General features: G+C 38.5%; 27 protein-coding genes. 12 read left to right on the top strand and 15 right to left on the bottom strand.

Translation table 11 applies throughout. The features are described 5' to 3' along the window. Positions 1 to 75 precede the first annotated feature (75 nt). Both ACZ5YP_RS01560 and ACZ5YP_RS01555 read right to left on the bottom strand, forming a co-directional pair. On the bottom strand, positions 76 to 525 hold the full coding sequence (locus ACZ5YP_RS01560; RefSeq protein WP_464835504.1) for an Lrp/AsnC family transcriptional regulator: 450 nt from the start codon (positions 523 to 525) through the stop codon (positions 76 to 78). After that, on the bottom strand, positions 506 to 844 hold the full coding sequence (locus ACZ5YP_RS01555) for a hypothetical protein (protein ID WP_464835503.1): 339 nt from the start codon (positions 842 to 844) through the stop codon (positions 506 to 508). Before ACZ5YP_RS01555 ends, ACZ5YP_RS01560 begins: the two co-directional genes overlap by 20 nt. A gap of 145 nt (positions 845 to 989) precedes the next feature. Here ACZ5YP_RS01555 and ACZ5YP_RS01550 point away from each other — a divergent pair, with 145 nt between their 5' ends. Then, on the top strand, positions 990 to 1,505 hold the full coding sequence (locus ACZ5YP_RS01550) for a hypothetical protein (protein WP_464835502.1): 516 nt from the start codon (positions 990 to 992) through the stop codon (positions 1,503 to 1,505). A gap of 1 nt (position 1,506) precedes the next feature. On the opposite strand, the gene ACZ5YP_RS01545 is transcribed toward ACZ5YP_RS01550, so the two are convergent. From ACZ5YP_RS01545 to ACZ5YP_RS01530, 4 genes are read right to left on the bottom strand one after another with little or no spacing between them, the layout of a single operon-like run. Further along, positions 1,507 to 2,646 (bottom strand): NAD(P)/FAD-dependent oxidoreductase, encoded by a 1,140-nt coding sequence (locus tag ACZ5YP_RS01545; protein WP_464835501.1) that lies wholly within the window; start codon positions 2,644 to 2,646, stop codon positions 1,507 to 1,509. After that, on the bottom strand, positions 2,643 to 2,924 hold the full coding sequence (locus tag ACZ5YP_RS01540) for a (2Fe-2S)-binding protein (RefSeq protein ID WP_464835500.1): 282 nt from the start codon (positions 2,922 to 2,924) through the stop codon (positions 2,643 to 2,645). The genes ACZ5YP_RS01545 and ACZ5YP_RS01540 overlap by 4 nt, the downstream gene beginning before the upstream one ends. Then, positions 2,906 to 3,400: an NADH-quinone oxidoreductase subunit I gene (locus tag ACZ5YP_RS01535; protein ID WP_464835499.1), complete on the bottom strand. Its 495-nt coding sequence runs from the start codon at positions 3,398 to 3,400 to the stop codon at positions 2,906 to 2,908. The genes ACZ5YP_RS01540 and ACZ5YP_RS01535 overlap by 19 nt, the downstream gene beginning before the upstream one ends. 5 nt (positions 3,401 to 3,405) lie before the next feature. After that, positions 3,406 to 4,902, bottom strand: a complete 1,497-nt coding sequence (locus tag ACZ5YP_RS01530; protein WP_464835498.1) for an FAD-dependent oxidoreductase — start codon at positions 4,900 to 4,902, stop codon at positions 3,406 to 3,408. A gap of 112 nt (positions 4,903 to 5,014) precedes the next feature. On the opposite strand from ACZ5YP_RS01530, the gene ACZ5YP_RS01525 reads away from it, so the two are divergent. From ACZ5YP_RS01525 to ACZ5YP_RS01500, 6 genes are all read left to right on the top strand, one after another. Next, a complete protein-coding gene (locus tag ACZ5YP_RS01525; RefSeq protein WP_464835497.1) occupies positions 5,015 to 5,464 on the top strand; it encodes a hypothetical protein in 450 nt (149 codons plus the stop codon). Positions 5,465 to 5,711: 247 nt separating this feature from the next. Next, positions 5,712 to 5,963, top strand: coding sequence for a hypothetical protein (locus ACZ5YP_RS01520; RefSeq protein ID WP_464835496.1), 252 nt, complete (start codon positions 5,712 to 5,714; stop codon positions 5,961 to 5,963). 147 nt (positions 5,964 to 6,110) lie between these two features. Continuing rightward, positions 6,111 to 7,001, top strand: a complete 891-nt coding sequence (locus tag ACZ5YP_RS01515) for a CBS domain-containing protein (protein ID WP_464835495.1) — start codon at positions 6,111 to 6,113, stop codon at positions 6,999 to 7,001. 60 nt (positions 7,002 to 7,061) lie between these two features. After that, positions 7,062 to 7,574: a DUF5615 family PIN-like protein gene (locus ACZ5YP_RS01510; RefSeq protein WP_464835494.1), complete on the top strand. Its 513-nt coding sequence runs from the start codon at positions 7,062 to 7,064 to the stop codon at positions 7,572 to 7,574. A 29-nt stretch (positions 7,575 to 7,603) separates the two neighbouring features. After that, entirely contained in the window at positions 7,604 to 8,269 is a 666-nt protein-coding gene (locus ACZ5YP_RS01505; protein WP_464835493.1) for a TIGR00296 family protein, read from the top strand. Between the two features lie 23 nt (positions 8,270 to 8,292). Then, complete coding sequence (locus ACZ5YP_RS01500) at positions 8,293 to 9,120, top strand: NAD+ synthase (protein ID WP_464835492.1); 828 nt, start codon at positions 8,293 to 8,295, stop codon at positions 9,118 to 9,120. Here ACZ5YP_RS01500 and ACZ5YP_RS01495 read toward each other — a convergent pair. The 4 genes from ACZ5YP_RS01495 to ACZ5YP_RS01480 all read right to left on the bottom strand — a co-directional run bounded on the left by ACZ5YP_RS01495 (position 9,107) and on the right by ACZ5YP_RS01480 (position 13,053). Then, a complete protein-coding gene (locus ACZ5YP_RS01495) occupies positions 9,107 to 9,535 on the bottom strand; it encodes a hypothetical protein (RefSeq protein WP_464835491.1) in 429 nt (142 codons plus the stop codon). The two genes, ACZ5YP_RS01500 and ACZ5YP_RS01495, sit on opposite strands and share 14 nt — an antisense overlap. A gap of 63 nt (positions 9,536 to 9,598) precedes the next feature. Continuing rightward, complete coding sequence (locus ACZ5YP_RS01490) at positions 9,599 to 10,804, bottom strand: phosphohexomutase domain-containing protein (RefSeq protein ID WP_464835490.1); 1,206 nt, start codon at positions 10,802 to 10,804, stop codon at positions 9,599 to 9,601. Next, on the bottom strand, positions 10,788 to 11,927 hold the full coding sequence (locus ACZ5YP_RS01485) for a sugar phosphate nucleotidyltransferase (RefSeq protein WP_464835489.1): 1,140 nt from the start codon (positions 11,925 to 11,927) through the stop codon (positions 10,788 to 10,790). Before ACZ5YP_RS01485 ends, ACZ5YP_RS01490 begins: the two co-directional genes overlap by 17 nt. Before the next feature lie 61 nt (positions 11,928 to 11,988). Further along, positions 11,989 to 13,053, bottom strand: coding sequence for a DUF711 family protein (locus ACZ5YP_RS01480; protein WP_464835488.1), 1,065 nt, complete (start codon positions 13,051 to 13,053; stop codon positions 11,989 to 11,991). A 151-nt stretch (positions 13,054 to 13,204) separates the two neighbouring features. Here ACZ5YP_RS01480 and ACZ5YP_RS01475 point away from each other — a divergent pair, with 151 nt between their 5' ends. After that, a complete protein-coding gene (locus ACZ5YP_RS01475; protein ID WP_464835487.1) occupies positions 13,205 to 14,557 on the top strand; it encodes an acetyl ornithine aminotransferase family protein in 1,353 nt (450 codons plus the stop codon). On the opposite strand, the gene ACZ5YP_RS01470 is transcribed toward ACZ5YP_RS01475, so the two are convergent. Next, positions 14,549 to 15,049 carry a hypothetical protein gene (locus ACZ5YP_RS01470; RefSeq protein WP_464835486.1) on the bottom strand — a complete coding sequence of 167 codons (501 nt, stop codon included), beginning with the start codon at positions 15,047 to 15,049 and terminating at the stop codon, positions 14,549 to 14,551. The genes ACZ5YP_RS01475 and ACZ5YP_RS01470 overlap by 9 nt on opposite strands. Before the next feature lie 12 nt (positions 15,050 to 15,061). After that, positions 15,062 to 16,552 carry a TrkH family potassium uptake protein gene (locus ACZ5YP_RS01465; RefSeq protein WP_464835485.1) on the bottom strand — a complete coding sequence of 497 codons (1,491 nt, stop codon included), beginning with the start codon at positions 16,550 to 16,552 and terminating at the stop codon, positions 15,062 to 15,064. A 149-nt stretch (positions 16,553 to 16,701) separates the two neighbouring features. Here ACZ5YP_RS01465 and ACZ5YP_RS01460 point away from each other — a divergent pair, with 149 nt between their 5' ends. Continuing rightward, the gene (locus ACZ5YP_RS01460; RefSeq protein WP_464835484.1) at positions 16,702 to 16,980 is read left to right on the top strand and encodes an LSM domain-containing protein; all 279 of its coding nucleotides are present in this window, start codon (positions 16,702 to 16,704) and stop codon (positions 16,978 to 16,980) included. A 55-nt stretch (positions 16,981 to 17,035) separates the two neighbouring features. On the opposite strand, the gene ACZ5YP_RS01455 is transcribed toward ACZ5YP_RS01460, so the two are convergent. Both ACZ5YP_RS01455 and nucS read right to left on the bottom strand, forming a co-directional pair. Beyond that, a complete protein-coding gene (locus ACZ5YP_RS01455; RefSeq protein WP_464835482.1) occupies positions 17,036 to 17,533 on the bottom strand; it encodes a class I SAM-dependent methyltransferase in 498 nt (165 codons plus the stop codon). Then, entirely contained in the window at positions 17,530 to 18,321 is a 792-nt protein-coding gene (gene nucS / locus ACZ5YP_RS01450; protein ID WP_464835480.1) for an endonuclease NucS, read from the bottom strand. Before nucS ends, ACZ5YP_RS01455 begins: the two co-directional genes overlap by 4 nt. A 42-nt stretch (positions 18,322 to 18,363) precedes the next feature. Here nucS and ACZ5YP_RS01445 point away from each other — a divergent pair, with 42 nt between their 5' ends. The 3 genes from ACZ5YP_RS01445 to ACZ5YP_RS01435 all read left to right on the top strand — a co-directional run bounded on the left by ACZ5YP_RS01445 (position 18,364) and on the right by ACZ5YP_RS01435 (position 21,335). Next, positions 18,364 to 19,260: an MBL fold metallo-hydrolase gene (locus ACZ5YP_RS01445; protein WP_464835478.1), complete on the top strand. Its 897-nt coding sequence runs from the start codon at positions 18,364 to 18,366 to the stop codon at positions 19,258 to 19,260. 66 nt (positions 19,261 to 19,326) lie between these two features. After that, positions 19,327 to 20,226, top strand: coding sequence for a cation diffusion facilitator family transporter (locus ACZ5YP_RS01440; RefSeq protein WP_464835476.1), 900 nt, complete (start codon positions 19,327 to 19,329; stop codon positions 20,224 to 20,226). Positions 20,227 to 20,288: 62 nt separating this feature from the next. Next, positions 20,289 to 21,335 (top strand): zinc-dependent alcohol dehydrogenase family protein, encoded by a 1,047-nt coding sequence (locus ACZ5YP_RS01435; RefSeq protein ID WP_464835475.1) that lies wholly within the window; start codon positions 20,289 to 20,291, stop codon positions 21,333 to 21,335. A gap of 19 nt (positions 21,336 to 21,354) precedes the next feature. Here ACZ5YP_RS01435 and ACZ5YP_RS01430 read toward each other — a convergent pair whose 3' ends face one another. Beyond that, complete coding sequence (locus ACZ5YP_RS01430) at positions 21,355 to 21,990, bottom strand: hypothetical protein (RefSeq protein ID WP_464835473.1); 636 nt, start codon at positions 21,988 to 21,990, stop codon at positions 21,355 to 21,357. Between the last annotated feature and the right edge of the window lies 1 nt (position 21,991).

Genomic DNA, 21,991 nt, shown 5'->3' with positions numbered 1-21,991 from the left:
ACGCCTTTAATAGGAAAAGATGTTAGAGTTTAATAAACTAGTTGCTAATAGATCTTCGACTTATTGACAAAAACTCTATATGTATGCTTCGTTTTTAACTACTTCGGATAGAATCATTGGATATACTGAGATTACGCCTTCAATACTCTTTATTTCACTATGTATTCTCTCTAGTTCCTCGCCTGAAGTAGCCCATATTACAGCCAGTATATCGTGGTCTCCAGTTGTTATCGCCAGGTATTTTACATAGTCTTTTTCTTTGAGTTGTTTAACTACATCGAATAGTTTTTCTGGTCTTACATTTATTCCAGTAAAGCTTATTTTAGTGTAGCCTAGTGCTATAGGATCAATTATTGCCGTGTATTTTTTAATTACACCACTACTCTCTAGTTTTCGAACTCTCTTAATAACTGCTACATCTGTGAGATTAACTGTTTTTGCGAGTTCACGATATGTGGTTCTTGCATTTTGCTGAAGTATTGACAAAATCTTTCTATCTATTTCATCAATCAGTCTTGCTGTCATCATAAACACCTTCTTCTCTACTACTTGTATTTAAACCATTGAATTTAAACACACCAATCCTTTTATATTCAGCTTCTTCACCTTCTGGTTCAATCATTTCAACTAGTTTCAAATTATATCCTTTTGACAATGCTAGATATGCATAGTCTTCAAGCCAATCTCTAATTCCACATGTATGGCAAAAAGTACCAGTAAACTCGACTACTATAGTTCCATCATCTCTAACTTCTAATACTTTGGCTTGTGATTCTACTCCATGTAATTTATTATATAGTCCGGTTATTTCTCCAAGAATATATTTAAATTTACCACTAGACATAGTTAGTATCCCCACTAATCTAGTTATATTTTTGTACTGGTTAATAAATTCTATAAAACAACAATAATGACTACAAGTGAAGTTATAAAAAACTATAACTACTTGAATAATCAATTAGCAAAATCTAGGTAATAGGTGTGCTTACATGGAGAAAGATCTACTGGAATTACTAAAGAAAATGTTGTATAGTGATCCAGAGAAGAAAAAGGGTAGAGAAGGCCTGGAAGTAGATCAAATAGAACCAGATTCGCCACATGGAATCTACGTATACGACTTCAACAAGGAAAAATGGATTTTAAGACAGGTTAGCGGCGAACCCCAATTACCATGGGGAGATGGCTACTATGCTATATACTTTGATAATGCAAAGTGTCCTGCTTGTAGATCATATGATAACTACTGGTATCCATTTGTCAAGTTGTTTGGAAAACTATTTTCTAATGTAAACTACGTTGTAGTATTATGTGATTGGTTTTCAAGAGAGTGCTACTCGGAAGCAGCAAGTGGTGCATTCAAGAAATTTGATGTTCACGCGTCTCCAACGACAATATTTCTAAGTGTGAATGGGGGAGAAGTAAAGGGTAAGAACGAGGTTAGCGGGGTAAAAAAGATTGATGAACTACTAAGTTTACTAACTGACTTCATACAGAAACACAGGTAGTTTATCCAATAACAGCTAGTTCTTTTACTAATTTACCAGTCTTAAATCTCTCAAGAGTTAGATTTTCTGCTACTTCAATACCTGGTTTTCCATCAACAACCCAGTTTGCTATTACTACACCGGTCATTGGAGCCATCATTAATCCATGCCCGCTGAAGCCAGCTGCTATATAGAGGTTTTCAAATGGATGGACTGGTCCATATATTGGGTGGTGGTCTGGTGTCATATCATAGTATCCCATCCAATACCTTGTTATATTAATGTATCGTAGAGCAGGGTAGAGCTCACTGAGTGGTTTTACAATTTTATAGATAGCGTCGAGTCTCTGAGAGTTGAGGGGTATCCACGGCTCGTCTTTGACATCTCTTGCGAGTATTATTGAACCATGGCTTGTTTGAGTTATATGTGGAGAACCAGGTGTATCCCAGTCGATTACCAGGCCCGCTTTAATTATTTCACTATATGCTTCTGTTACAATTGGATGTCTTGGAACAGGCTCTATTGGCACGTCTACACCAATAGATTCAAGTATTTTCTTAGACCCTTCAGCTGCCGCTACTATAAATACATCTGCATCTAGCTGTCCGCGTGGAGAAATAGCTGATTTTACTCTTCCACCACTGACTACTAGTTTTTCAATTGGTGTATATGGTATGATCTTAGCGCCCATTTTCTTTACTCTTAGATATAACTCTGTGAAAACCTCCATGAGGTTCATTTTACCCGCTGTTGGATCATATAATGCTCCTTCAACGATATCTATATTCATATATGGTTCTTTTTCTTTCAACTCGTCTTTTCCAATAATTCTCGTTGGTACACCATATGAATTGTGGAATTGTGAGAGCTTTTTGAAAACATCTATTGTCTCGTTTTTTCTAGCAACCCATATATATCCATTTTGATGAATTCCAACACCCCACGAGTCCCTGATCTCAAGCCACTTCTTAATGCTTTCTTTCATTAGTATAACGTGTTCTGGAGATGTAAATGAAGATCTAAAGCAAGCCACGTTTCTCAGTGATGCTCCACTACCAGGTGTTTTAGCATCAACAATTGTTATTTCTCCTACTCCTCTCTTGAGTAGCTCGTATGCTATGAATAAACCAGATACTCCAGCACCAATAATTAATACCTTCATTTCTCGCCACCACGTGTGAAGTATTTAACTGGTATTGGAACGAGGGGTGGTCTAAACGTATAGTTTGATATGATTTCTCCAAGGTTTCTCCCGGTTTTCCTGGCAAACAATCTTCCTGCAATAACTAGACAGCCTCTCCCCTGACAGGGACCAAACCCTATTTTCAGTTTTTTCCTCAATAGTTCAAAGTCGTCTATTCCACTCTCAATGGCTTTAAGGATGTCTTCGAGTGTTACATCGTTACATCTACATATAATTGTTACTTTCTCTCTATCCATATACTCCTCACCTCCATACCGAGTCCTTTTGGAGTTTTAACCGTTACAATAAAGGTCTTGTTTCTCTCCCAGACACGGACTACTTCGCCTTCTCCTACACGCTCGCCTCTTCTATTTAGTAGTATTACTCGGTCTCCCTTTCTAGGTGGTGGTAGTAACTCGTATGGGAGTGTAACATAGTCTGCATCGGGCTTTGAAAGGTCTACTACGAATGCAGCTAGTCCAGGACATACTGCTACACACATACCACAACCAGTGCATTTATCCCATTCTATTCTCGGTAGATCAATTATTCTCTCCATTTTAATGGCTTTTGTAGGACAGAATGCAATGCATATATTACATGGTATTTCCTCTGGGCACTCCAATATTGCCACAGGGCCTTTTACAAGCCTCTCGCTTGGTGGTATTAATCCGAGTTCTTTTAACTCCTCGATTTCAATATAGCCTTTTCTACGGAATTCAAATCTACTCATATTTTTCACCCAAAGGAAACAGGTGGTGGGTATTTACTACGGAGCTCTAGTAGTTCTTCTCGAGAGACAGTTACAGATTCCTTTCCACGTCTAGCTCTAGATAACAGTGGAGACGACCTATACTCCTCCCAGAGGAATTTCAAAGTCTTCTCCATTTCTTCGAGTGCTTGTTGAGCTCTAGAGCCGCTGGTAAACTTGGATATAATGGAATATGCCGCAATTCTCCCTTCAAGTATTGCTGTTGTGGCTTCTTCAACACCAGAAGAGTCTCCTGCTACGTATAGATTGCTAACAGTTGTCTCTAAATCTCGCGTTCTAATTGGTACCAGCCCGCCGAGTTCTGGAACATACTTCATTACTGCACCGGCTTGCGCGTGGAATCTTGTATCTGGTTCTAACCCGACAGCTAGTAGTACGAGGTCTACATTGAATTCCCTCTCAGTGCCTGAAATGGGATTGAATTTATCGTCTACTTCTACAACTACAGTTTTTTCAACTCTACCATTTCCTTCAACGTATTTAATAGTGTGGCTGGTTAGTATTGGAATACCAAGTCTCCTTACTTTTGCAGCGTGTACAAACCATCCTCCGATCTCCTTCATGATTTCAACTATTGCTTTTACTTCTACTCCCGCTTGGACTAGTTGGTATGCGACTATTAATCCAACATTACCAGATCCAACAACTAGTGCTTTCTCACCGGGTTTTACACCAAACTCGTTCATTATTGTCTGTGCGCCGCCAGCACCCATAACGCCTGGGAGGTCGTTGTTTGGGAATTCAATTAGTCTTTCTTGTGCACCCGTAGCGGCTATTACAGCTCTTGGTTTTATAATATAGTGTTTATTTCTACCAGCAGCCGCGACTATTCCTCCCCGGAAAACACCATATACAGATGTCTGTGTTAACAACTTGATGTTTGAATACTCTGCTAGCTTCTTAATGTATAATTCGGCTATTTGAAAACCTCTCTGTCCTCCAAACAATTCTACGTTTCCAAAGAACTTATGGGTTTGTTTTAATAACTGGCCGCCGGGTTTAAAGTGTTCGTCTACTACAACTACTTCTAAACCATTACTTGCTAGTATACTCGCTGCTTCTAGTCCAGATGGCCCGCCTCCCACTATGAGTACGTCGGGGTTTAATTCTACTTCTTCAACTTCTTCTTCTAATGGTTTGGATGGTGGTGTGGCGAGGCCTTTCTGTCTCTCTACTACTAGTCCCTCTTGTACTGGTAGAATACATGTTCTCGTATTTGGAATATTATTTACAATCATAAAGCAACTACTACACTTTCCAATCATACAGAATGGGCCGCGCGGCCTATTTAGTTTTCTACTCCATGAAAACACGTCAATTCCAATTGCATATAGTGCAACTGCTACGCTTTCACCCTCGTATGCTTCTACCTCTCTGCCTTCAAATACAAATTTTATTTTTCTCCCTCTATGGAATGTTATTATTGGGTGTTCGTATATTCTTCTATCGATTGGCGAAGTCAACCACCCCTCTTACAGCCAGTTATGCTCTGTATACATACATAGATTACATACTTAGACATAATTATTAACAAGTATGTATAATAAGTCTTCTATAAGCAAAAAGGGACGTACCATGGAGGCACGTGATAATAAATTAATAATTCTACTACTAGTAGCAATTCTAGCAAGTATATGGATTACAAGTCTATGGAGACCAACAGAGACAGCAACAACAGTAACAATCACTATTACAAATACAAAAACAATAACAACATGCCCACCACTAGATTGGTGGGAAACAATAAGGGCAACAGAAAACCTACAATTATACCCAGACAGCTACATAAATACCACTAGCAAACAGCTCACTCTACACGTTAAGAACACTGGCTCGGTAGTAGCAGTAATATACAAAATAGAAGTAGTAGCTCTCGGGTCCACAGACATCACAGAGACAATAAATCCTGGTGAAGATAAAACTATAACTGTCCGTGTAGCTGGTGCTGTTCCCGATACTAACTATGCTGTAAAAATCTATACGAGAGCAGGTAATGTCTATACAATAACTGTACAGGCTAGATAATTACTGTGGATTTTTAAATAGATATATTGTCTTCTCTGCAACCTCTACTTGAGTGTAAAGTAGTTTGTGTTTTCGTTTAATTGTCTGGTATCAGTGATCGAGGACTTCTTCATCGTTCCGGCAAACCCCTGCCCTCATCACCAGTTATATTGATTGTAATGTAGTTTTTAATACTTGTTTTATGTTATGTACTGTCTACGAGTTAAGTGTATAAATCGTGGAGTAATTGTTATTCATGGTGGTATTTATGTCTAATCAAATAGACTATACTGAGGTATTAGAGAAGACAAAGATATGTGTAGAGAGAATGGGAGTTTCTGGACGTGAAATCTGGATTACTCCTCTCCGTAGTGGCTATAGAGTAGAGTTTATTCCAAATCTCTCCATGGATACTCTAGAATATATTTCTAAGTGTATAGAGAAGGAATTGAATACTAGAGTAGTTATAAGAGAGTCTAGTAGGGGTATGCCCGCCATTATTCTTGAAACTACAAAGTAGAGTTTTAATCCAGCAGAGAACTCGTAAAACGTTTTTTCCAGGTCCATGATTTAAAGATATAACCCAGCTCCTACTATAGAGTAAATTGGTGGTAGATTGAAATTCACACCTAAATCCCGTCCTCTAAGACAAGAACATTATAGGTGGATGAGAGAGGGGACGCCTAACTTCGACGATAGGGTTTTTACGGGTATAAAAGAACTCGAATTAATTGCCAAGAAAGAAGTTAAATGGGTGTTGCCATCTACATCTATACTAAAAGCCCTCGAGGAAATGGCCCACTCCTATAGAAGCCTCATTGTTCAAAACTCAACTGGGTCTTTCAAGGGACTGCTTACAGTTATGAGATTAGTGAATTATCTTGGTGGAGGCGATTTATTCCAAATCGTTGAGAGGAGACATAATTTCAACTTGTTTTCAGCGCTCAGCAAGGAACCCGTTGAATCAATTATGGAGAAAAACCCGGTAGTAGTCTATGTTGATGAAGGAATAAAAGAAGCACTTGCTAGAATGGTCAACTACGGTGCTGGCATACTCCCAGTTTTAAATAGAGAAAACAAAGTAGTTGGTATACTCACCGAGCACGACTTAGTAAAATACCTTGCTGGAGTGGTCTCGCTGGGATTGAAAGTAAGAGATGTTATGTCTTCCCCGGTTGTAACAGTAGGGGAAAACGCCACGTTAAAAGAAGCAATGGAGACAATGGTTAAATACGGATTTAGAAGACTGCCAGTAGTGAACGATGAGGGCGTCGTTGAGGGGATAATTACAGCTGTAGATATAGTGAGAAAGTTTGGAACGCACGAGTTAATAGAGCGTTCAACAGGAGGTGATATAAGAGATATACTAGTAATCCCTGTAACAGAGATAATGGTTCACGATGTTGCAGTAGCACGTGAAGACGATGACTTAGCAAGCGCTATTAACACTATGTTAACTAGAAATATCAGCTCGGTCCTCGTAATAGACGATGAAGGAGTATTAAAGGGTATTGTAACAGAACGCGATGTTTTATACGCTATTCTCGCCCCTAAGTAATCCTCTTCTTTTAAATTTTGTTTTAAAGGGGTTTTCTACTCTATACAATTGGTTTTGCTTATGAGTAGTGAATCCAAATTCATAGTAGACAACATGCTTGGTTCAATTGCAAGATGGTTGAGAATACTAGGCTATGATACAGTATACGATAGAAACGCAGAGGACTGGGCAATAGTGAGAAGAGCACAATTAGAGGAAAGGATAATTATTACAAAAGACAAGGGACTACACAATAGAGCATTGAAAAACGGAGTGCGAAGTATACTAGTTTGGGAAGAGGATATAGCTGATGTACTAGCACACATAGCTGTCGTAGCCGGGATAAAGCTCTCAGTAGACTTTGATAAAACAAGGTGTCCAGAAGACAATACACCACTAATTAAAGTAGCTGGAAAAGAAAAAATAAAAGACAAAGTTCCACCAAGAGTTTTTAGTTTACACGAAGACTTCTGGGAGTGTCCACGCTGCGGCAAGGTATACTGGATTGGCAGACACTGGCGTCAAATAGAAAAAATACTCGGTGAAGCACGTAGTAAACTAGAAGTATACAAGTTGAAAACGAGTTTAAGATAGTTGATTAAACTATCAATATGGGGGTTGTTTTGGAGTATATACATCCATCCGAGTTGACACTAGAAGAAGGAGTCTACCTCGTTAAACTAGCCAGGCAGGCGATTGAAGAATACTTGAAAACAGGTAGAAAAATAAAACCCAGCTCCCCTAACCCTAAGCTCTCAAAGAAGGGTATGACGTTTACTACACTCGAATCACTTGACTCTTCCACGGGGAGAACTAGTCTAAGGGGTTGTATTGGGTTTTTAACACCCGTCTACAGCCTTGTAGACTCGGTTGTAGAATCAGCTATTGAAGCAGCAGTTAACGACCCTAGATTTCCACCAGTTGAAATATGGGAAATGGATAATATAGTTATAGAAGTAACTGTTTTATCATTACCAATTCCGATTAAAGTAGCTGATAGGAGAGAAATACCCAAACAGATCATTATTGGTAGACATGGACTAGTAGTGGAAAAAGGATGGTTTAAAGGAACGCTTCTCCCAGTAGTCCCAGTTGAATACTGCTGGGATGAAGAAACATTTCTCGCCGAGACATGTTTAAAAGCATGGTTGAAACCAGACTGCTGGCTCGACCCAGCTACAAAAATATACTACTATGAAGGAAGAGCGTTCAAAGAAATCAAACCGCGAGGAGAAGTAGTAGAGAGAGATTTAAACAAAGAGTATAGAGAACTCTGTAAACTAGTATAAAACACTGCAAAGAGGACTCTGCAATGAAGATTACTCTAAGAGATGTGTTGAATATAGACTATGAGAGCGCGGTAGAAGCTATAAGACAATACGTTGAAAAATCCATTAGAGAAGCCGGTGCGAGAGAAGTAGTTATGGGATTGAGTGGTGGTGTAGATTCATCAGTACTACTTAGACTGCTCACGGAGATCATAGGCCCCGAGAAGATAGCAGTATTAATAATGCCGGATACAAGGGTTACTCCACAAGAAGATACTTTAGACGCTATTGAACTAGCTGAAAAACTAGGTGTTAAATACTATGTGGTAAACATAGACTCTATAGTCGACTCTTATAGTATAGTGGAATTCTATAGTCCAAACGATAAACTAGCAATTGGGAACCTAAGAGCTAGAATCAGGGCGAACCTGTTATACTACTATGCCAATAAATACAAGGCTATTGTAGCAGGCGCTAGTGATAGAAGCGAGGTGTTAATTGGATACTTTACAAAATACGGTGATGGAGCAGCTGATTTTTACCCACTAGCCTGTCTCTATAAATCACAAGTTAGAGAGCTTGGAAGAAGACTTGGACTACCAAGTAAAATAACAGAGAAACCTAGTGCTCCAAGATTGTGGAGGGATCACACAGCTGAAAGCGAATTAGGAGTACCATATGAAGTAATAGATGTAGTTCTCTACGCTGCTTTTGATAGAAATATTGATCCAGGTGAAATTCCAAGTGTAACCAGTGTTGATCCCGGTGTAGTCGAGAAAATAATTGGTTTACATAGAATGAGCCGTCATAAAAGAAGAGGTATTATAGCCCCAGAGCTACCCTGGTTAAAACAACCTATTAGAGAGCTTTAAGTACGACTTGTAGTAGAAATGGTTTTTCAATGATTTGAATCATAGAGGAGTTGTAGCTAATTAATAGTTTTCTTGGATTAAAGGCTATTGTTAAAGCAACTGGATAGTTGTCAATTACTGCATTAAACTCAGACAACTCCCACTTCTTTGTTTTTGTTTTTGCAATAATGTTTTTTCTAGTATCGACAACTTCTAGTTTTTCACTGTAGCTTTGTGGGGTTTCACTGTTGATTATTAAGATACCGGGATCTTGATAGTAGATATCAGTTGGTCCAGATATCTCCAGTCTTCCCTGTATACCGTGTAGTTTATTGAATACTAGCTTTCCAGTGGTTTTAGCTGTAATGTATACTTCAATCGCACTGTATGGCTGACCGTCAACTACTACAATATTGTCTTTTAAATCTAGTATCATGTATTTCCACCTTGCTCTACCCGGTATAAATCTATGGTTTTCAAGGTGTAAAAGCATGTCTTGCTAGAATTTATCACCCTCTAGTTTGATAAAGCCGTCGGCTTCTGGATTATAGATTAGTGTAATTAACTTGTTATCTCTGAGTATTCTACAACCCCATAGTGTTGTTTCATCCGCTTCTCTACAGATTTCCAAGCCATTATTTAATGATAGTGTTTCACGGTGTAATTCTTCTCTTATTGATTTTACTGTATCTAGTGGCTTCAAACCAATATCTGATAATGCTTCTAAAACCTGCGCGTAGAGTATAATTGCATCAAAGCCGAGGCTGAATAGTGGGGTTATATATTCTCCACGCCAAGTCATAGATATAACGGGTCTTTCTCTCCTGTTAACAAAGTGGAATTTTTCCTCGTCGTCTACAATGGTTATCTTATAACCCTCTTTCTCTAGGTATTCAATAGTCTTTTTGAAAACAGGGTTTAATACTAGTACGCGGCTTCCAGGACCATATTTTTGAATTACATACAATAATAGTTCTTCTGGCAGTAGAAATCCCAGGCCCTCTAGACACAGAGTTAGAGCTGAACCATCATGGCTAAACAATACACCTATATCGCTTTGTAGTGCTCTTCTAACACTCCATATTTTCTTCATTAGAGTTGAAAATGGGTGGATGGGGGGATTAATGTCGCCAATAATTATTTGGCTTACTCCAAGTCCTCTAGCTAGCTCTGTTAATATGGATTCTAGTGGTTCATAGTCTGGTGCTACAACACTAGATATTTTTCTACTTGTAATAATATCTCCTTTTACAAATGAAGATATAGCTGACGTGTATAGTCTATGCACGTATTCAGCGTAGTATACCCAGCCAATTTCACTTCTTGCTTCTCTTTTTTCTTCTTCAGCCTCTCTAATAATTCTCTTCAAGCTCTCTCCTGCCAACTCATAGCCTGGAGACGAGAATATCTTCAATAATACGCCGCCTGTAGAAGGGTCTATTGACACCATAAACCCCATTTTAGCACCGAAACGCTTAATTGCAAATGCTATTTCTCCATTGAGTGATTCGTGGAAGTCCATTACATCGGCTCCAGCAGACATTACACCAGCTGTAATAGCTCTTTTAAGCATTCTTGAAACTCTAAAAGCATCTCTACCACTTACAACTAGATTGCGTGGACCAGCACTCCTTCCAATGACATATCCTAATTTAACGGCTTTCTCGAGAGTTATGTCTTCGTAGAGCTTACCCTTTAACCTCATAAGGAGACACCTTTAAACAAGGCTCAAGGACTGTATTGAATAAATCTCTTTCTACAACACACCCTGTTCCAACAATAGAAGAGACCACTTTAACACCCTCTTTTACTACAGTATTATTCATTAATACAGAGTCGTAAATATACGAGTTTCTCTGGATGACACTATTATGCCATACAACACTATAAGACAATCTAGCACCAGATTCCACTCTAACTCCTTCTTCTAAAACTACATAGGGCCCTATTCTAGCACCTGATTCTACAATTGTATTTCTACCAATATAGACGGGCGGGTATATTTCACCATGTACTTCTGATTCTTCGCCGACAACTACACCTTTCGAGTAGACTACTCCTCTGTGATTCCACCCTAAAACCTTGTTGTCTAGAAAGTCCCAGAGTGCTTCTTTATATACTTCAACTCTACCAATATCATTCCAGTATGTATCAGCCGGGGCGATCCACCCTTTAATTCTATATCCAGCTTCAAGGAGGAATGGAAAAACGTGTCTACCAAAATCCATTAATCCCTGGTTTTCCAAGAGTATGTCTAGGAGTTCTTCTCTAAATGCATATATTCCCGCGTTGACTAGATTACTATAGAATCCCTTTGATTTAATTCCATGAAACGCGAGTGAAATCAAGTAGATTTCAAGAGATGGTGGTTTTTCAGAAAATAATACTATGTTTGAATTGGGATCCATGTAGACTAGTCCATATGGTAGTGGATTATCAACTTCTTTTAATACAATAGAAGCTATTTCTCTATGGCTTAAATGATACTCGAAAAACCTCTTATAGGGGATATTTGTAACTACGTCGCCCATGGATACAATGAAGTCTCCTTTAATAAACCTGGCAACCAATCTAACAGCATCGGCTGTGTCTTTAGAGTCTAATAGGAGTGGAGTAACGTTTCTTCGGCCTTGAAAATACTTGACTATTTGCTCTCCGAGATATCTAGCAGTAATCAATATATTGTCAAATCCATTATTCTCTAGAAACGAAATAATATACTCTAGTAAGGGTGCTCCAGCAAACGGTACGAGGGGTTTGGGTACGATTTTAGTTAGTGGGGAGAGACGAGAACCTACACCACCAGCAAGTACAACGGCTGTGGGCAATCCAATCACAATTATTATTTCTTTGTTCGTGGTAAAAAATCTTTATTTCTAGGTGCTCTACTTAGTAGTCTATAACTACTACTCTTCCAAATCTACCAAGATCTACTGTGTCGCCTGGTTTAGAGGAGACTGGTATTGCTCTAATAGACAATGGCTTTTTCTTCACGTATTTAATGGACATTAAACCAGCTATAATCCTCGCTAGAGACTCCGTGTTTTCTGGTACAACAATCATGTCTACTCCTGCAACACAAGTTGAAGCTAGGAGTAGTAGGTCTCTCGCTCGTATTAGTCCTCTGCGTCCATATTCAAGTAGTATAGAGTCCTCTGCGTAGGGTAGCATTACTTCGTTAAATCCTATTCTAATAGAACTATCACTAGTATCATCTATTACCTTGTTGAGAAGCCATGTATAGTATACTCCACTAGAATCTAGTACACTATATCCTGCTTCAACGTATAGCTGGACCACACTGTTTTCCATCCAGGGGGATAAACTATAGTCGACGAATACTGGTAGCCCAGTAGTATTCCTGGTTATTTCTACTACTCTATTTACTTCTCTAAAAACAGATCTAAACGCTTCCCATATAGTCAAACCCTCTTTGAGTTTTCTAAGTACTAGTTCAGGGTAGAGAAATGCCAGTCCTATTGCCTCACTCCCCCTACTCGATGAGTCAGGGAAGTATGGTGTTTGAAAATACTCGTCGTGGAATCCAATTGCAAATCTAGTTGCGTTTTCCGGGTTTATAGATGCTATTTTATGTATTAGAGACGAGTATTCTCGTGCTTTATCAATACTTGGCTCTTTATTGTATAATACTGGAACAAATAGTCCTTTAGAAGTGAATTCAATAATATCTTCGAAACCGTACTCGCTATTATAGCCAGTACTAACTAACAACCCCCTTTCTAAGTAGTCGACGAGTTTGTAGATTATTTCTCTACGTGGTCCAGGTAGAGATATGCGTTTAGTAAACACGTGGTATCCCTGGTTTTCAAGTGTTTTCTCGAGGACGCTGTGTATTTCACTAGCTCTATGTATAATACTCTCTAGTTCTTCTCTTGTTTCTACACGTGGAGTAAAATAGGTAATAGCTCTAACAATAAGACTATTTTGGGTCAACTGTCTTCCACCATAGTTGATAGTAGGGTTTAGCTGTGTATTAAACTGGAATTATATGATTATTCATAGATATATACTTATACTATCCAATACGTAGAAGTAAAGAGTATATAAACTAGTACACATATTTTAAATGACTGGTGGTCTCTTATTGAAGCCAGTTGTAAATATTAAGCCTGGAAGTGAGGGTTCAAAAGCAAAGTATTGGATTGAAGAACACTATAAATACGTTGCAACAACAACTCACGATCCCCAAGACCTACCACTAGTTATAGAGAGAGGAGAAGGAGTTTGGCTCTACGATGTAGATGGAAATAAATACCTTGATTTCACTAGTGGAATAGGAGTATGTAATATTGGATATCCAACACACCCAGAAGTAAAGAAAGCAGTAATTGAACAACTAGAGAAAATAGCACACGCTGCTGGAACAGACTTCTACAATCCATACCAAGTAATGCTCGCGAAAAAACTAGCTGAAATAGCACCAGGCGACTTTCCAAAGAAAGTCTTCTTCTCAAATAGTGGCACAGAAGCCAATGAAGCAGCTATAAAGATTGTTAGACAGGCAACTGGACGTAAATTCATAATCGCATTCTATGGTGGATTCCACGGTAGAACAATGGGTTCACTAGCACTAACAGCAAGTAAAAACGTACAGAAGAAAGGAGTGTTCCCATGGATGCCGGGTGTTGCACACGTTCCATATCCAAACCCATATAGAAACCCATGGCACATAAATGGATACGAGCAACCAGAAGAACTAGTAAACAGAGTATTAGAGTTTATTGAGGAATACGTATTAGACAAGATTCTACCACCAGATGAAGTAGCAGCAGTAATCTCCGAGCCAATACAGGGAGAGGGTGGATATGTAGTTCCACCAAAAATGTTCTTTGCAGAGTTAAAGAAACTACTAGATAAGTATGGAATACTATTCATAGACGACGAAGTACAAATGGGTATGGGTAGAACAGGTAGAATGTTCGCTATTGAACACTTCAATGTAGCACCGGATATTATATCACTAGCTAAAGCACTGAGTGGTGGAGTAATACCAATAGGTGCAACAATTTATAGAGCTGAATTAGACTTTAAACAATCAGGAATGCACAGTAATACGTTTGGTGGTCATTCACTAGCATGTATGGTTGCACTTAAAACAATAGAGGTTGTTGAAGGACTACTACCACACGTACAAAAACTCGAAAAGATATTCGCTGAGGAGTTAATGCCCTTGAAGGAAAAATACGAGAAGGTAGGTGATGTAAGAGGTATTGGACTAGCATGGGGTGTAGAAATAGTTGTAGATAAAAAATCTAAGAAGCCAGATCCCCAGACGAGAAACAAGATTATAAAAACAGCATTAGAGAGTGGACTAGTACTGCTACCATGTGGAAAGAGCTCTATTAGACTAATACCACCATTAGTTATCAGCGAGGAAGAAGCGAAAACAGGACTAGAAATATTCGCTAAAGCAGTTAAAGAAGCTGTCTCAGCGTAGAAGAATAATCAATGCATATATAATGGCTAGTACAACCAGTGCTACTCCAATCCATAGAAATATCCTGTGGGTTTTTAAACCAGCAATTTTTTCAATTGGTTTTCTAGCAACAACTCTCTCTTCTTCTTGTTCTATTCTAAATGTTGCTTCACGAGTGCTTGTATCTATTGTTCTACTTTCTCTACATGGAGTACTAGATAAAACCTTGAATAATACATCAGAGTAATCTCGTAGTTTACGGATTCTAGGGTCTCTAGCAATACGGGCTTCAATCTCGTCTCTGTGGCAGGAAAGGATAGATATATACTCTGAGAGCAGGCGGTGTTTTAATATCTCTTCGAAAATGGTTTTTGCTTTTAATTGATCACCAAATGCATAGTCTTCTACATCGTATGCTAGAGATGATAGTTTAACGAGAAAGCTATCTAGAGATTTATAGTGTTTAAACTCGCTTGATAAAACAAGTGCTTTTTCATTAATCCACTCCTCCATGCAAAAACCCACCTATCCAGGTATAACTTGTATAATTCTTCTATATATTAGTAAACCGAGAACGACAAATAACGGTATGTATTCAAGTCTTCCAAGATACATGAGAACCATTAATACTAGTTTAACTATGAACGGTGCCTCGGGTGATGCTATTCCAACAGATAATCCAACTGCTCCAGCCGCTGAAGAAGCCTCGAAAAATGCATCTATAAAATCATGGTTTGAAACCGCTGATTTTATAATACCTGCACCAATAAGCACTATGGAGAAGTGTAGGAGAATGTATAGAATCATATTTGAAACTTCTTTTTCATCTAGTACTTTCTCACCCATTGTTATATCTTGTATTATACCACCACCACTTATCAGGCCGAGAACGTAAGTCTTGATTTTTTTGAGAAATACTAGAAATCTAATTGTTTTAATTCCACCGGCAGTCGAGAAACTCATACCTCCTAGAAGCATTGCGAGAATGAGTAGTAGTTTCATTGAGGCGGGCATTGATGCAATATTTCCAATATTAAAGCCTGTTGTAGTTAGAGCTGATATGGCATTGAAAGACCCATATAGTAGACTGATTTCTGGGTTGAAGCTTGTAGCGGGAAGGATTATTGCGAAGGATAATAGAGAGAATACTAGGTTGAGATATAAGAACCCTCTAAACTCCTCGCTATCCCATGCTTTTTTTAGTTCGCCGTCGAGTATGTATGCTAGTACTACGAAGTTGAAGCCTCCAATGATCATTAGTGCAGTAATAGGGTATATGCTTTGAGGAGCATATTGAAAAACTTTTTCATAATTTGCATCATAGGTACTCATACCTCCAGTAGCAATAGCAGTCATAACGTGTACTATAGCGTCAAGGGGTTCCACGCCAGAGTATATACAGACAACTATTCCTGCAACAGTAATTAAGAAATACATGTAGAAAATCTTCACGGCAGACTCTCTTAGAGAGAGGGATATACGAGTAGGGCGCTCTAAACTATAGAGGATATGACCAAACCTCCAGAAGAATGGTAGAAATACAGAAGCGAATACTATTACACCCAGCTCGCCAACCCACTGCATTAAACCTCTCCAAAACAAAACACCTTTCGACATGTAGTCTAATCCTCTTAGAACAGTAAACCCTGTCCCAGTGAAACCAGAGATACTTTCAAACAAAGCGTCAATATAGCTTATTCTAAGCTCTATACTGAGAGGAATAGCCGTCAATACAGGTATGATAATCCAGACTAGTGAGTAAGAAATTAAAGCTTCAAAATAAGAAAACTCGGGTACGCCGTATTTTGATTCTAGGTGTTCATAGAATAGAAAACTGGCGAGTGCGTATAGTGCTCCAAATACGAAGAAAGCTAGACTTGGTTTTGCACCATACAATGCGTCAACAATGGGTACAAGTAACATTAAAGTACCAATAATTATAATTACTGGCAGTATTCCCTGGAGTATTTTTATAATAGACTTCTCTGACTTCTCCGAGTTACCAGGTTCCTCCATACTTTGTTTTTCACCATTAGCGAATAGGCCACTATAACCCATATATGACCACATAAATATTTTTAAACCAGGCTTATTAAGTGAATTTATAAGGCCCTGGTATTAGATTAAAGACAGTGTAGAATTCAACTATATTGAGGGATTTCCAAGTGAGCAAGCCCCAAAAGAATTTGAAACCACCGAGTCCACTAAAGGTATTGAAAACATCTGAAGGAAACATTGTATTGGTTAAAACAAAAGGTGGATACGAATACATTGGAGTATTAGAACTGGCAGATGGAGTAATGAATGTTGTATTAAGAGACTGTATTGAATATACAAACAACAAGCCAACTATGAGGCTTGGAAGAGTGATAATCAGAGGAAGCAATATAGAGTTTGTCAGCGTAGACTATGCTAGAGTAGCACCAGACCAGGTCTCTCTCTAGCAATAATAATATGTGCAAACAAATCTGGAACTAGAAACCAGCATACAGTAGAATTTTAGAGAGTTGAAAATACATCATCAATACAGCTACCAAGGTAGACGTAGTTTTCATCGAGGTCGCTTGGAGAAACACTATATGTTCGTGGATAGCCAGTAATAACAACGCGGCCTCTAGGACCCGCAATAGCTTTGAACTCCTGGAGGACTAGTTTGTCTTTTCTTAGAGCCCCCCACGTAGAAATAGAAACAACTAGTGAATTCAATTCCTCGCGGATAGGTAGCTCCTCTCCATAAGCCTGAATTAATATTGTAAATGGCGTAGTGATCTTTTTTGAAGCTATTTTCAACATTCCATAGTCTGGTTCAATACAGATATACCTGCCGTTAAAACCATGTTTACTCGATATATATTCGTAGAGAAAGCCCGTTCCACAACCAATATCAACTATTTCCCCCTGAAATACTACCCCAAGCTTCTCTAAACACTCGTATTTCCTGTATTGTTCATCTCGAAATAGTTTCTCGTATACTCCTGGTTTAATAAGGTGTTTCATTCCCGTTCACTCTTCAAGTACTTGAAGAGTGATGTTTTTTCTCTTTCCCTCTCTTTCTTAATCAACTCCCATATTTTCTTCAAGTCTACGTGTTTATATTCTAATCCAAGTTTTAGAAGTGTCTCGATACATGTTGGTGCAAATGCTGGTGCTACTAGTATTCCCCTCGGCCTCTCTCTGTATTCTCTAGTATATGATTCTACATACTTGTATAGTTGTAGTGCTGCTTCTTTTGTAGCCGTTATTCTCTTTAACTCTATAATTACTGGTCTTCCATTTTTATCAACAGCGTAGATGTCTATAAAGCCGTCTCCAATGGGTTTTTCTACTTCGCGGACTACCAATCCCTCTTCTATCATTGATGGATTAGAAATCAAAACACTCCGCATTTCATTTTCGTCTACATACATTGTAAATAAACCTGGGTCTACGAGTTTACCTGTGATTAACAAGTCTATTCTATACAAGCTAATAGTGAGGTATTCTCTTGGCTTGTCTCGTATAGCGTGGATTATAAGACCAGTGTCTTCACGGTATATTGTTTCAATTACAGATGTTGATGGCTGCCAGTTTATTGGTGAATAACCTGTTGGACCGTGGACAAGGACGGCACCGTCTTGTTTTATAATGATTACTCTTTCACCTGGTTCTAGTCTAGAAGCAGCTCTACCCTCATAGTCTACTCTACACTCTCCAATAATAATGACTAAGTTTCTCGATGCTAGCGCGGATTTAATAATTGAAACAGCATCTGAGAGTACTGGTTTCTCATAGATAGATATAGTCATTTCTCAACCCATACTATATTAGCACAAGTAGAGTATTAAACAATGGTGTCTACTACGAGAGTGAAACTAGTAGCTTTTGATAGTATGGGAGTTAGAAGTATGGCTACAATTATTGAATCAAGCGCTGGATTAATATTTATTGATCCAGGTGCTGCTCTAGCACCATGGCGCTATAATCTTCCACCTCATGAAGTAGAGTTGAAGACTCTGAGAGAATTCCTCGAAGAGATATATAGGTATATGCGTGAAGCCGATTATGTTGTAATTACTCACTATCATAGAGATCACTATTTGTATAGGAGTGGCGAGGAAGAATACTATAGTGGTAAAACACTGTTTATTAAACACCCTACTAACATGATCAATCGTAGTCAATATGTTAGAGCATATGTATTACTAAAGAAAATGAACGTGGAAAACAAGGCAAAACATGTTTTATACGCTGACAACTCGTCAATCAATATAGATGGAGTTAAAATAGAGTTTTCAAAACCACTACCTCATGGTGAATGCAATTCTAAACTAGGCTGGGTAATTACCGCTAACATTATTGAAAATGGAGAAGTAGTTTCTTTTGCTAGTGATACACAAGGCTGTATGTGTAGAGAGTGCTTGGATTACATCCACAGAGTCAGCCCAGACCTGCTAATTATTAGTGGTCCACCAGTATACCTTGGATTAAAAGACATACCGCTAAATACAGTAAAACTAGTTGAATCAATGAAACCTGGTTCAACCATTATAATAGACCACCACTTCTTGAGAGAGAAAAACTACATAGAATACATGGAGAAATTGAGGAGAATTAGAAGTGATGTTAGAGTAGTAACAGCAGCTGAATACATGCATAGAGAAATCAAGCAGTTAGAAGCCTATAGAGATCAATTGTGGCGCGTGCAGAGCAAGCCCCGTGTACTAGACGAAATCGAAGAAGAATAGTTTGAACCATTAAACTTTAAAAGGAGTTGTTACACAAAAATAATATAGTTTGGTGACTATAGAGAATTGCACCCGGTTTTAATACTATTTATTGCTAACACGGTTTCAGTTATATTTAAATTCGTAAGTGTAATGGGTACAAACGCGACGAGTGTATTCATAGATCTTTTAAATGATGTAGGTGATAGTGTAGGCCTTGGTCTACTCATACTTGGATTAAAGTATACGAGAATAAAGAAGAGTGTATTCTATCCTTTTGGAGGACGTAGAGCACCATATGTTTTGACACTACTCTCTATTATGATCTTTAGTGGTCTATTATTCAGTGTAGCATTATTTAAAGTTATAAGTATACTACGAGAACCCATAGAAATAACCGTTAAAACATACTCTCTAATAGTATACTCTACTGCACTAGTATTCAATATTTCTGGTTTTACATATCTATACATCTATTCCAGGAAAAACAGTGGAAAAGACCCCGTATTAACGGGTAGCGCTGTAGACTCGTTTAGCGATACTTTTGGTAGTATACTAGCACTATTTACACTTGTAACGAAGAGTACACTATTAGACATTATTGGAAGCCTAGTTATCTCTATTGTAATATTGATTTCAGCGATATCAATAGGTTACAAGTATTTCCAAGTATTAATTGGTAGAGCTCCCCCCAGAGAGGTATTAAAGAAAGTAATCAACAAAGTACTAGAGTTTAAAGAAGTAAGAGACGTCAATGTCTTCCAGGCAACAATGATAACAGAAGATGAATACATGCTCATTCTAGAAGTAGAAGTAGACAAGGACATGGAAGTAGAAGACGTGGAAAAACTATCAATGAAAATAGAAGAAGAAATAAAGAAAGTCGAACCGAGATTTAAATATGTAACAATTGAATTTGTTGGTGAGAGGCCAGAACCAAAAACATATAGAGAGATATTGAGTGAAATAGAGAAAGCCGGTGAATAATAAACTTAAGATAAACCATGATTAATTAAACACTAGAAGAAGTAGGAGAAGGGTGTTGTTTTTTGAAGGCGGCTGTATTGAGAGAACACGCAGAAATAAGTATTGAGGGTCTTCCTCGTAGATATCCACACCTGCCACTTAAAGAAAACCCTCTAGAGATAGTGGAAGTAGATATTCCAACACCTACTCGTGGACAGGTACTCTTGAAAATAGAGGCTTGTGGTGTCTGCTATACAGATATAGATATTGTAGAGGGGAGAGTTCACTGTAAACTACCAGTTATACCAGGACACCAAGTAGTAGCACGCGTAGTAGAAGTATACGATGAAACCACTAGTCTGAAACCAGGAGATAGAGTTGGTGTAGCATGGATTGCCCACACGTGTGGCGAGTGTAGTTATTGTAAGAGAGGACTGGAAAACCTATGCGTGGATTTCAAGGCAACTGGTTGCCATATTGATGGTGGATACGCTGAGTACATGGTTGCATATTCTGATTATGTTTATAGATTACCCGGCAATGTAGACCCTGTTAAACTAGCACCATTAATGTGTGCTGGAGCAGTGGGTTATAGAGCTCTACGTCTAACCAGGATGGAGGATGGACTACGCCTTGGACTATTTGGTTTTGGTGCGTCTGCACACTTATTGATACAGGTCGCTCGGAGACTTTACCCCTCTTCTGAAATATATGTTTTTACAAGGTCTCACGAACACCAAGAACTAGCTAGAAAACTAGGAGCAGACTGGGTTGGACATCCAAGCGAGCAACCACCTAGACAGATAGATAGAGCTATAGATTTCACACCAGTAGGTGAAACAATCCAGAGAGCACTCGAGCTACTAGCACCAGGTGGAATACTAGTAGTAAACGTTATTAGAAAACAGACACCAGTAAACCTCATTTATGAAAAACACATGTGGCTCGAAAGAGAAGTTAAAACAGTTGCTAATGTAGCTAGGAGAGATGTTATTGAATTACTTGAAGCAGTGGGAGATAAACCACTCGAAGTACACGTAGAAGAATATCCACTAGATAGAGTTAATGAAGCACTAAGAAAACTCAAAGTAGCGAGGATTAAGGGCTCGGCTGTACTACGTATACAATAGTTTTCTTAGAGTAGAGTTTTTATTGTAGAGAAGCTAGTTCACTCCAAATATCGTCTCGTATTTTCCTATATTTCAAGTAGTATTCTAGTCCATCAGCTAGAAGGGGTTTTCCATTTACAACGGGGTATCTATAGGGTAGGTATACTTCGCCATAATCGGTTTCTATTTTCAAGCCGTCAATGTACTGGTATCCTTCAAGATCCTTGTTCGACCAGAGATAGTGTACATAGTATACTGTACCATCAATACTATACTGGCCTTCCCCTATGTGAAATGCTTTTACAGTAGGTGGCATTTTACTAGTTATAAATTCCCATGTTCTACCCCTGGGTGGGTAGTCGCCTAGTATTCCGCCTACAACTACGTATTTGGCTTCTAGTAGGTGAGTATATTTTAATTCTTCACGTGCTTTTGGATCTAAAATTATGACTTGACTGGCTGGTATTACACCGTTATTAACCAAGTCTATTATGCTCTCTTCTTCTACTCTTCCATACTTAGCTAGTATTTTATGGTATTTACGTGGTATATTAGTAAATAACAGGTTTTCTCTACCATAGATTATAGATGCATGTCTATACTCTAATATAATCCATGGAGACAACCCGTCTTCACAGTGTTCTATTATAATAATGGGTTTTCTACCCGCCTCCATT

It is taken from the genome of Sulfophobococcus zilligii (assembly GCF_055398255.1).
Note: the sequence above shows the minus strand (reverse complement) of the source record. Positions and strands in the feature narration are given on the sequence as shown.

What these genes read in the sequence shown, in the direction of transcription:
- ACZ5YP_RS01560 (WP_464835504.1), bottom strand. Translation starts at nt 525, where the DNA reads ATGACAGCAAGACTGATTGATGAAATAGATAGAAAGATTTTGTCAATA.
- ACZ5YP_RS01555 (WP_464835503.1), bottom strand. Translation starts at nt 844, where the DNA reads ATGTCTAGTGGTAAATTTAAATATATTCTTGGAGAAATAACCGGACTA.
- ACZ5YP_RS01550 (WP_464835502.1), top strand. Translation starts at nt 990, where the DNA reads ATGGAGAAAGATCTACTGGAATTACTAAAGAAAATGTTGTATAGTGAT.
- ACZ5YP_RS01545 (WP_464835501.1), bottom strand. Translation starts at nt 2,646, where the DNA reads ATGAAGGTATTAATTATTGGTGCTGGAGTATCTGGTTTATTCATAGCA.
- ACZ5YP_RS01540 (WP_464835500.1), bottom strand. Translation starts at nt 2,924, where the DNA reads ATGGATAGAGAGAAAGTAACAATTATATGTAGATGTAACGATGTAACA.
- ACZ5YP_RS01535 (WP_464835499.1), bottom strand. Translation starts at nt 3,400, where the DNA reads ATGAGTAGATTTGAATTCCGTAGAAAAGGCTATATTGAAATCGAGGAG.
- ACZ5YP_RS01525 (WP_464835497.1), top strand. Translation starts at nt 5,015, where the DNA reads ATGGAGGCACGTGATAATAAATTAATAATTCTACTACTAGTAGCAATT.
- ACZ5YP_RS01520 (WP_464835496.1), top strand. Translation starts at nt 5,712, where the DNA reads ATGTCTAATCAAATAGACTATACTGAGGTATTAGAGAAGACAAAGATA.
- ACZ5YP_RS01515 (WP_464835495.1), top strand. Translation starts at nt 6,111, where the DNA reads ATGAGAGAGGGGACGCCTAACTTCGACGATAGGGTTTTTACGGGTATA.
- ACZ5YP_RS01510 (WP_464835494.1), top strand. Translation starts at nt 7,062, where the DNA reads ATGAGTAGTGAATCCAAATTCATAGTAGACAACATGCTTGGTTCAATT.
- ACZ5YP_RS01500 (WP_464835492.1), top strand. Translation starts at nt 8,293, where the DNA reads ATGAAGATTACTCTAAGAGATGTGTTGAATATAGACTATGAGAGCGCG.
- ACZ5YP_RS01495 (WP_464835491.1), bottom strand. Translation starts at nt 9,535, where the DNA reads ATGATACTAGATTTAAAAGACAATATTGTAGTAGTTGACGGTCAGCCA.
- ACZ5YP_RS01490 (WP_464835490.1), bottom strand. Translation starts at nt 10,804, where the DNA reads ATGAGGTTAAAGGGTAAGCTCTACGAAGACATAACTCTCGAGAAAGCC.
- ACZ5YP_RS01470 (WP_464835486.1), bottom strand. Translation starts at nt 15,049, where the DNA reads ATGGAGGAGTGGATTAATGAAAAAGCACTTGTTTTATCAAGCGAGTTT.
- ACZ5YP_RS01465 (WP_464835485.1), bottom strand. Translation starts at nt 16,552, where the DNA reads ATGGAGGAACCTGGTAACTCGGAGAAGTCAGAGAAGTCTATTATAAAA.
- ACZ5YP_RS01455 (WP_464835482.1), bottom strand. Translation starts at nt 17,533, where the DNA reads ATGAAACACCTTATTAAACCAGGAGTATACGAGAAACTATTTCGAGAT.
- nucS (WP_464835480.1), bottom strand. Translation starts at nt 18,321, where the DNA reads ATGACTATATCTATCTATGAGAAACCAGTACTCTCAGATGCTGTTTCA.
- ACZ5YP_RS01445 (WP_464835478.1), top strand. Translation starts at nt 18,364, where the DNA reads ATGGTGTCTACTACGAGAGTGAAACTAGTAGCTTTTGATAGTATGGGA.
- ACZ5YP_RS01430 (WP_464835473.1), bottom strand. Translation starts at nt 21,990, where the DNA reads ATGGAGGCGGGTAGAAAACCCATTATTATAATAGAACACTGTGAAGAC.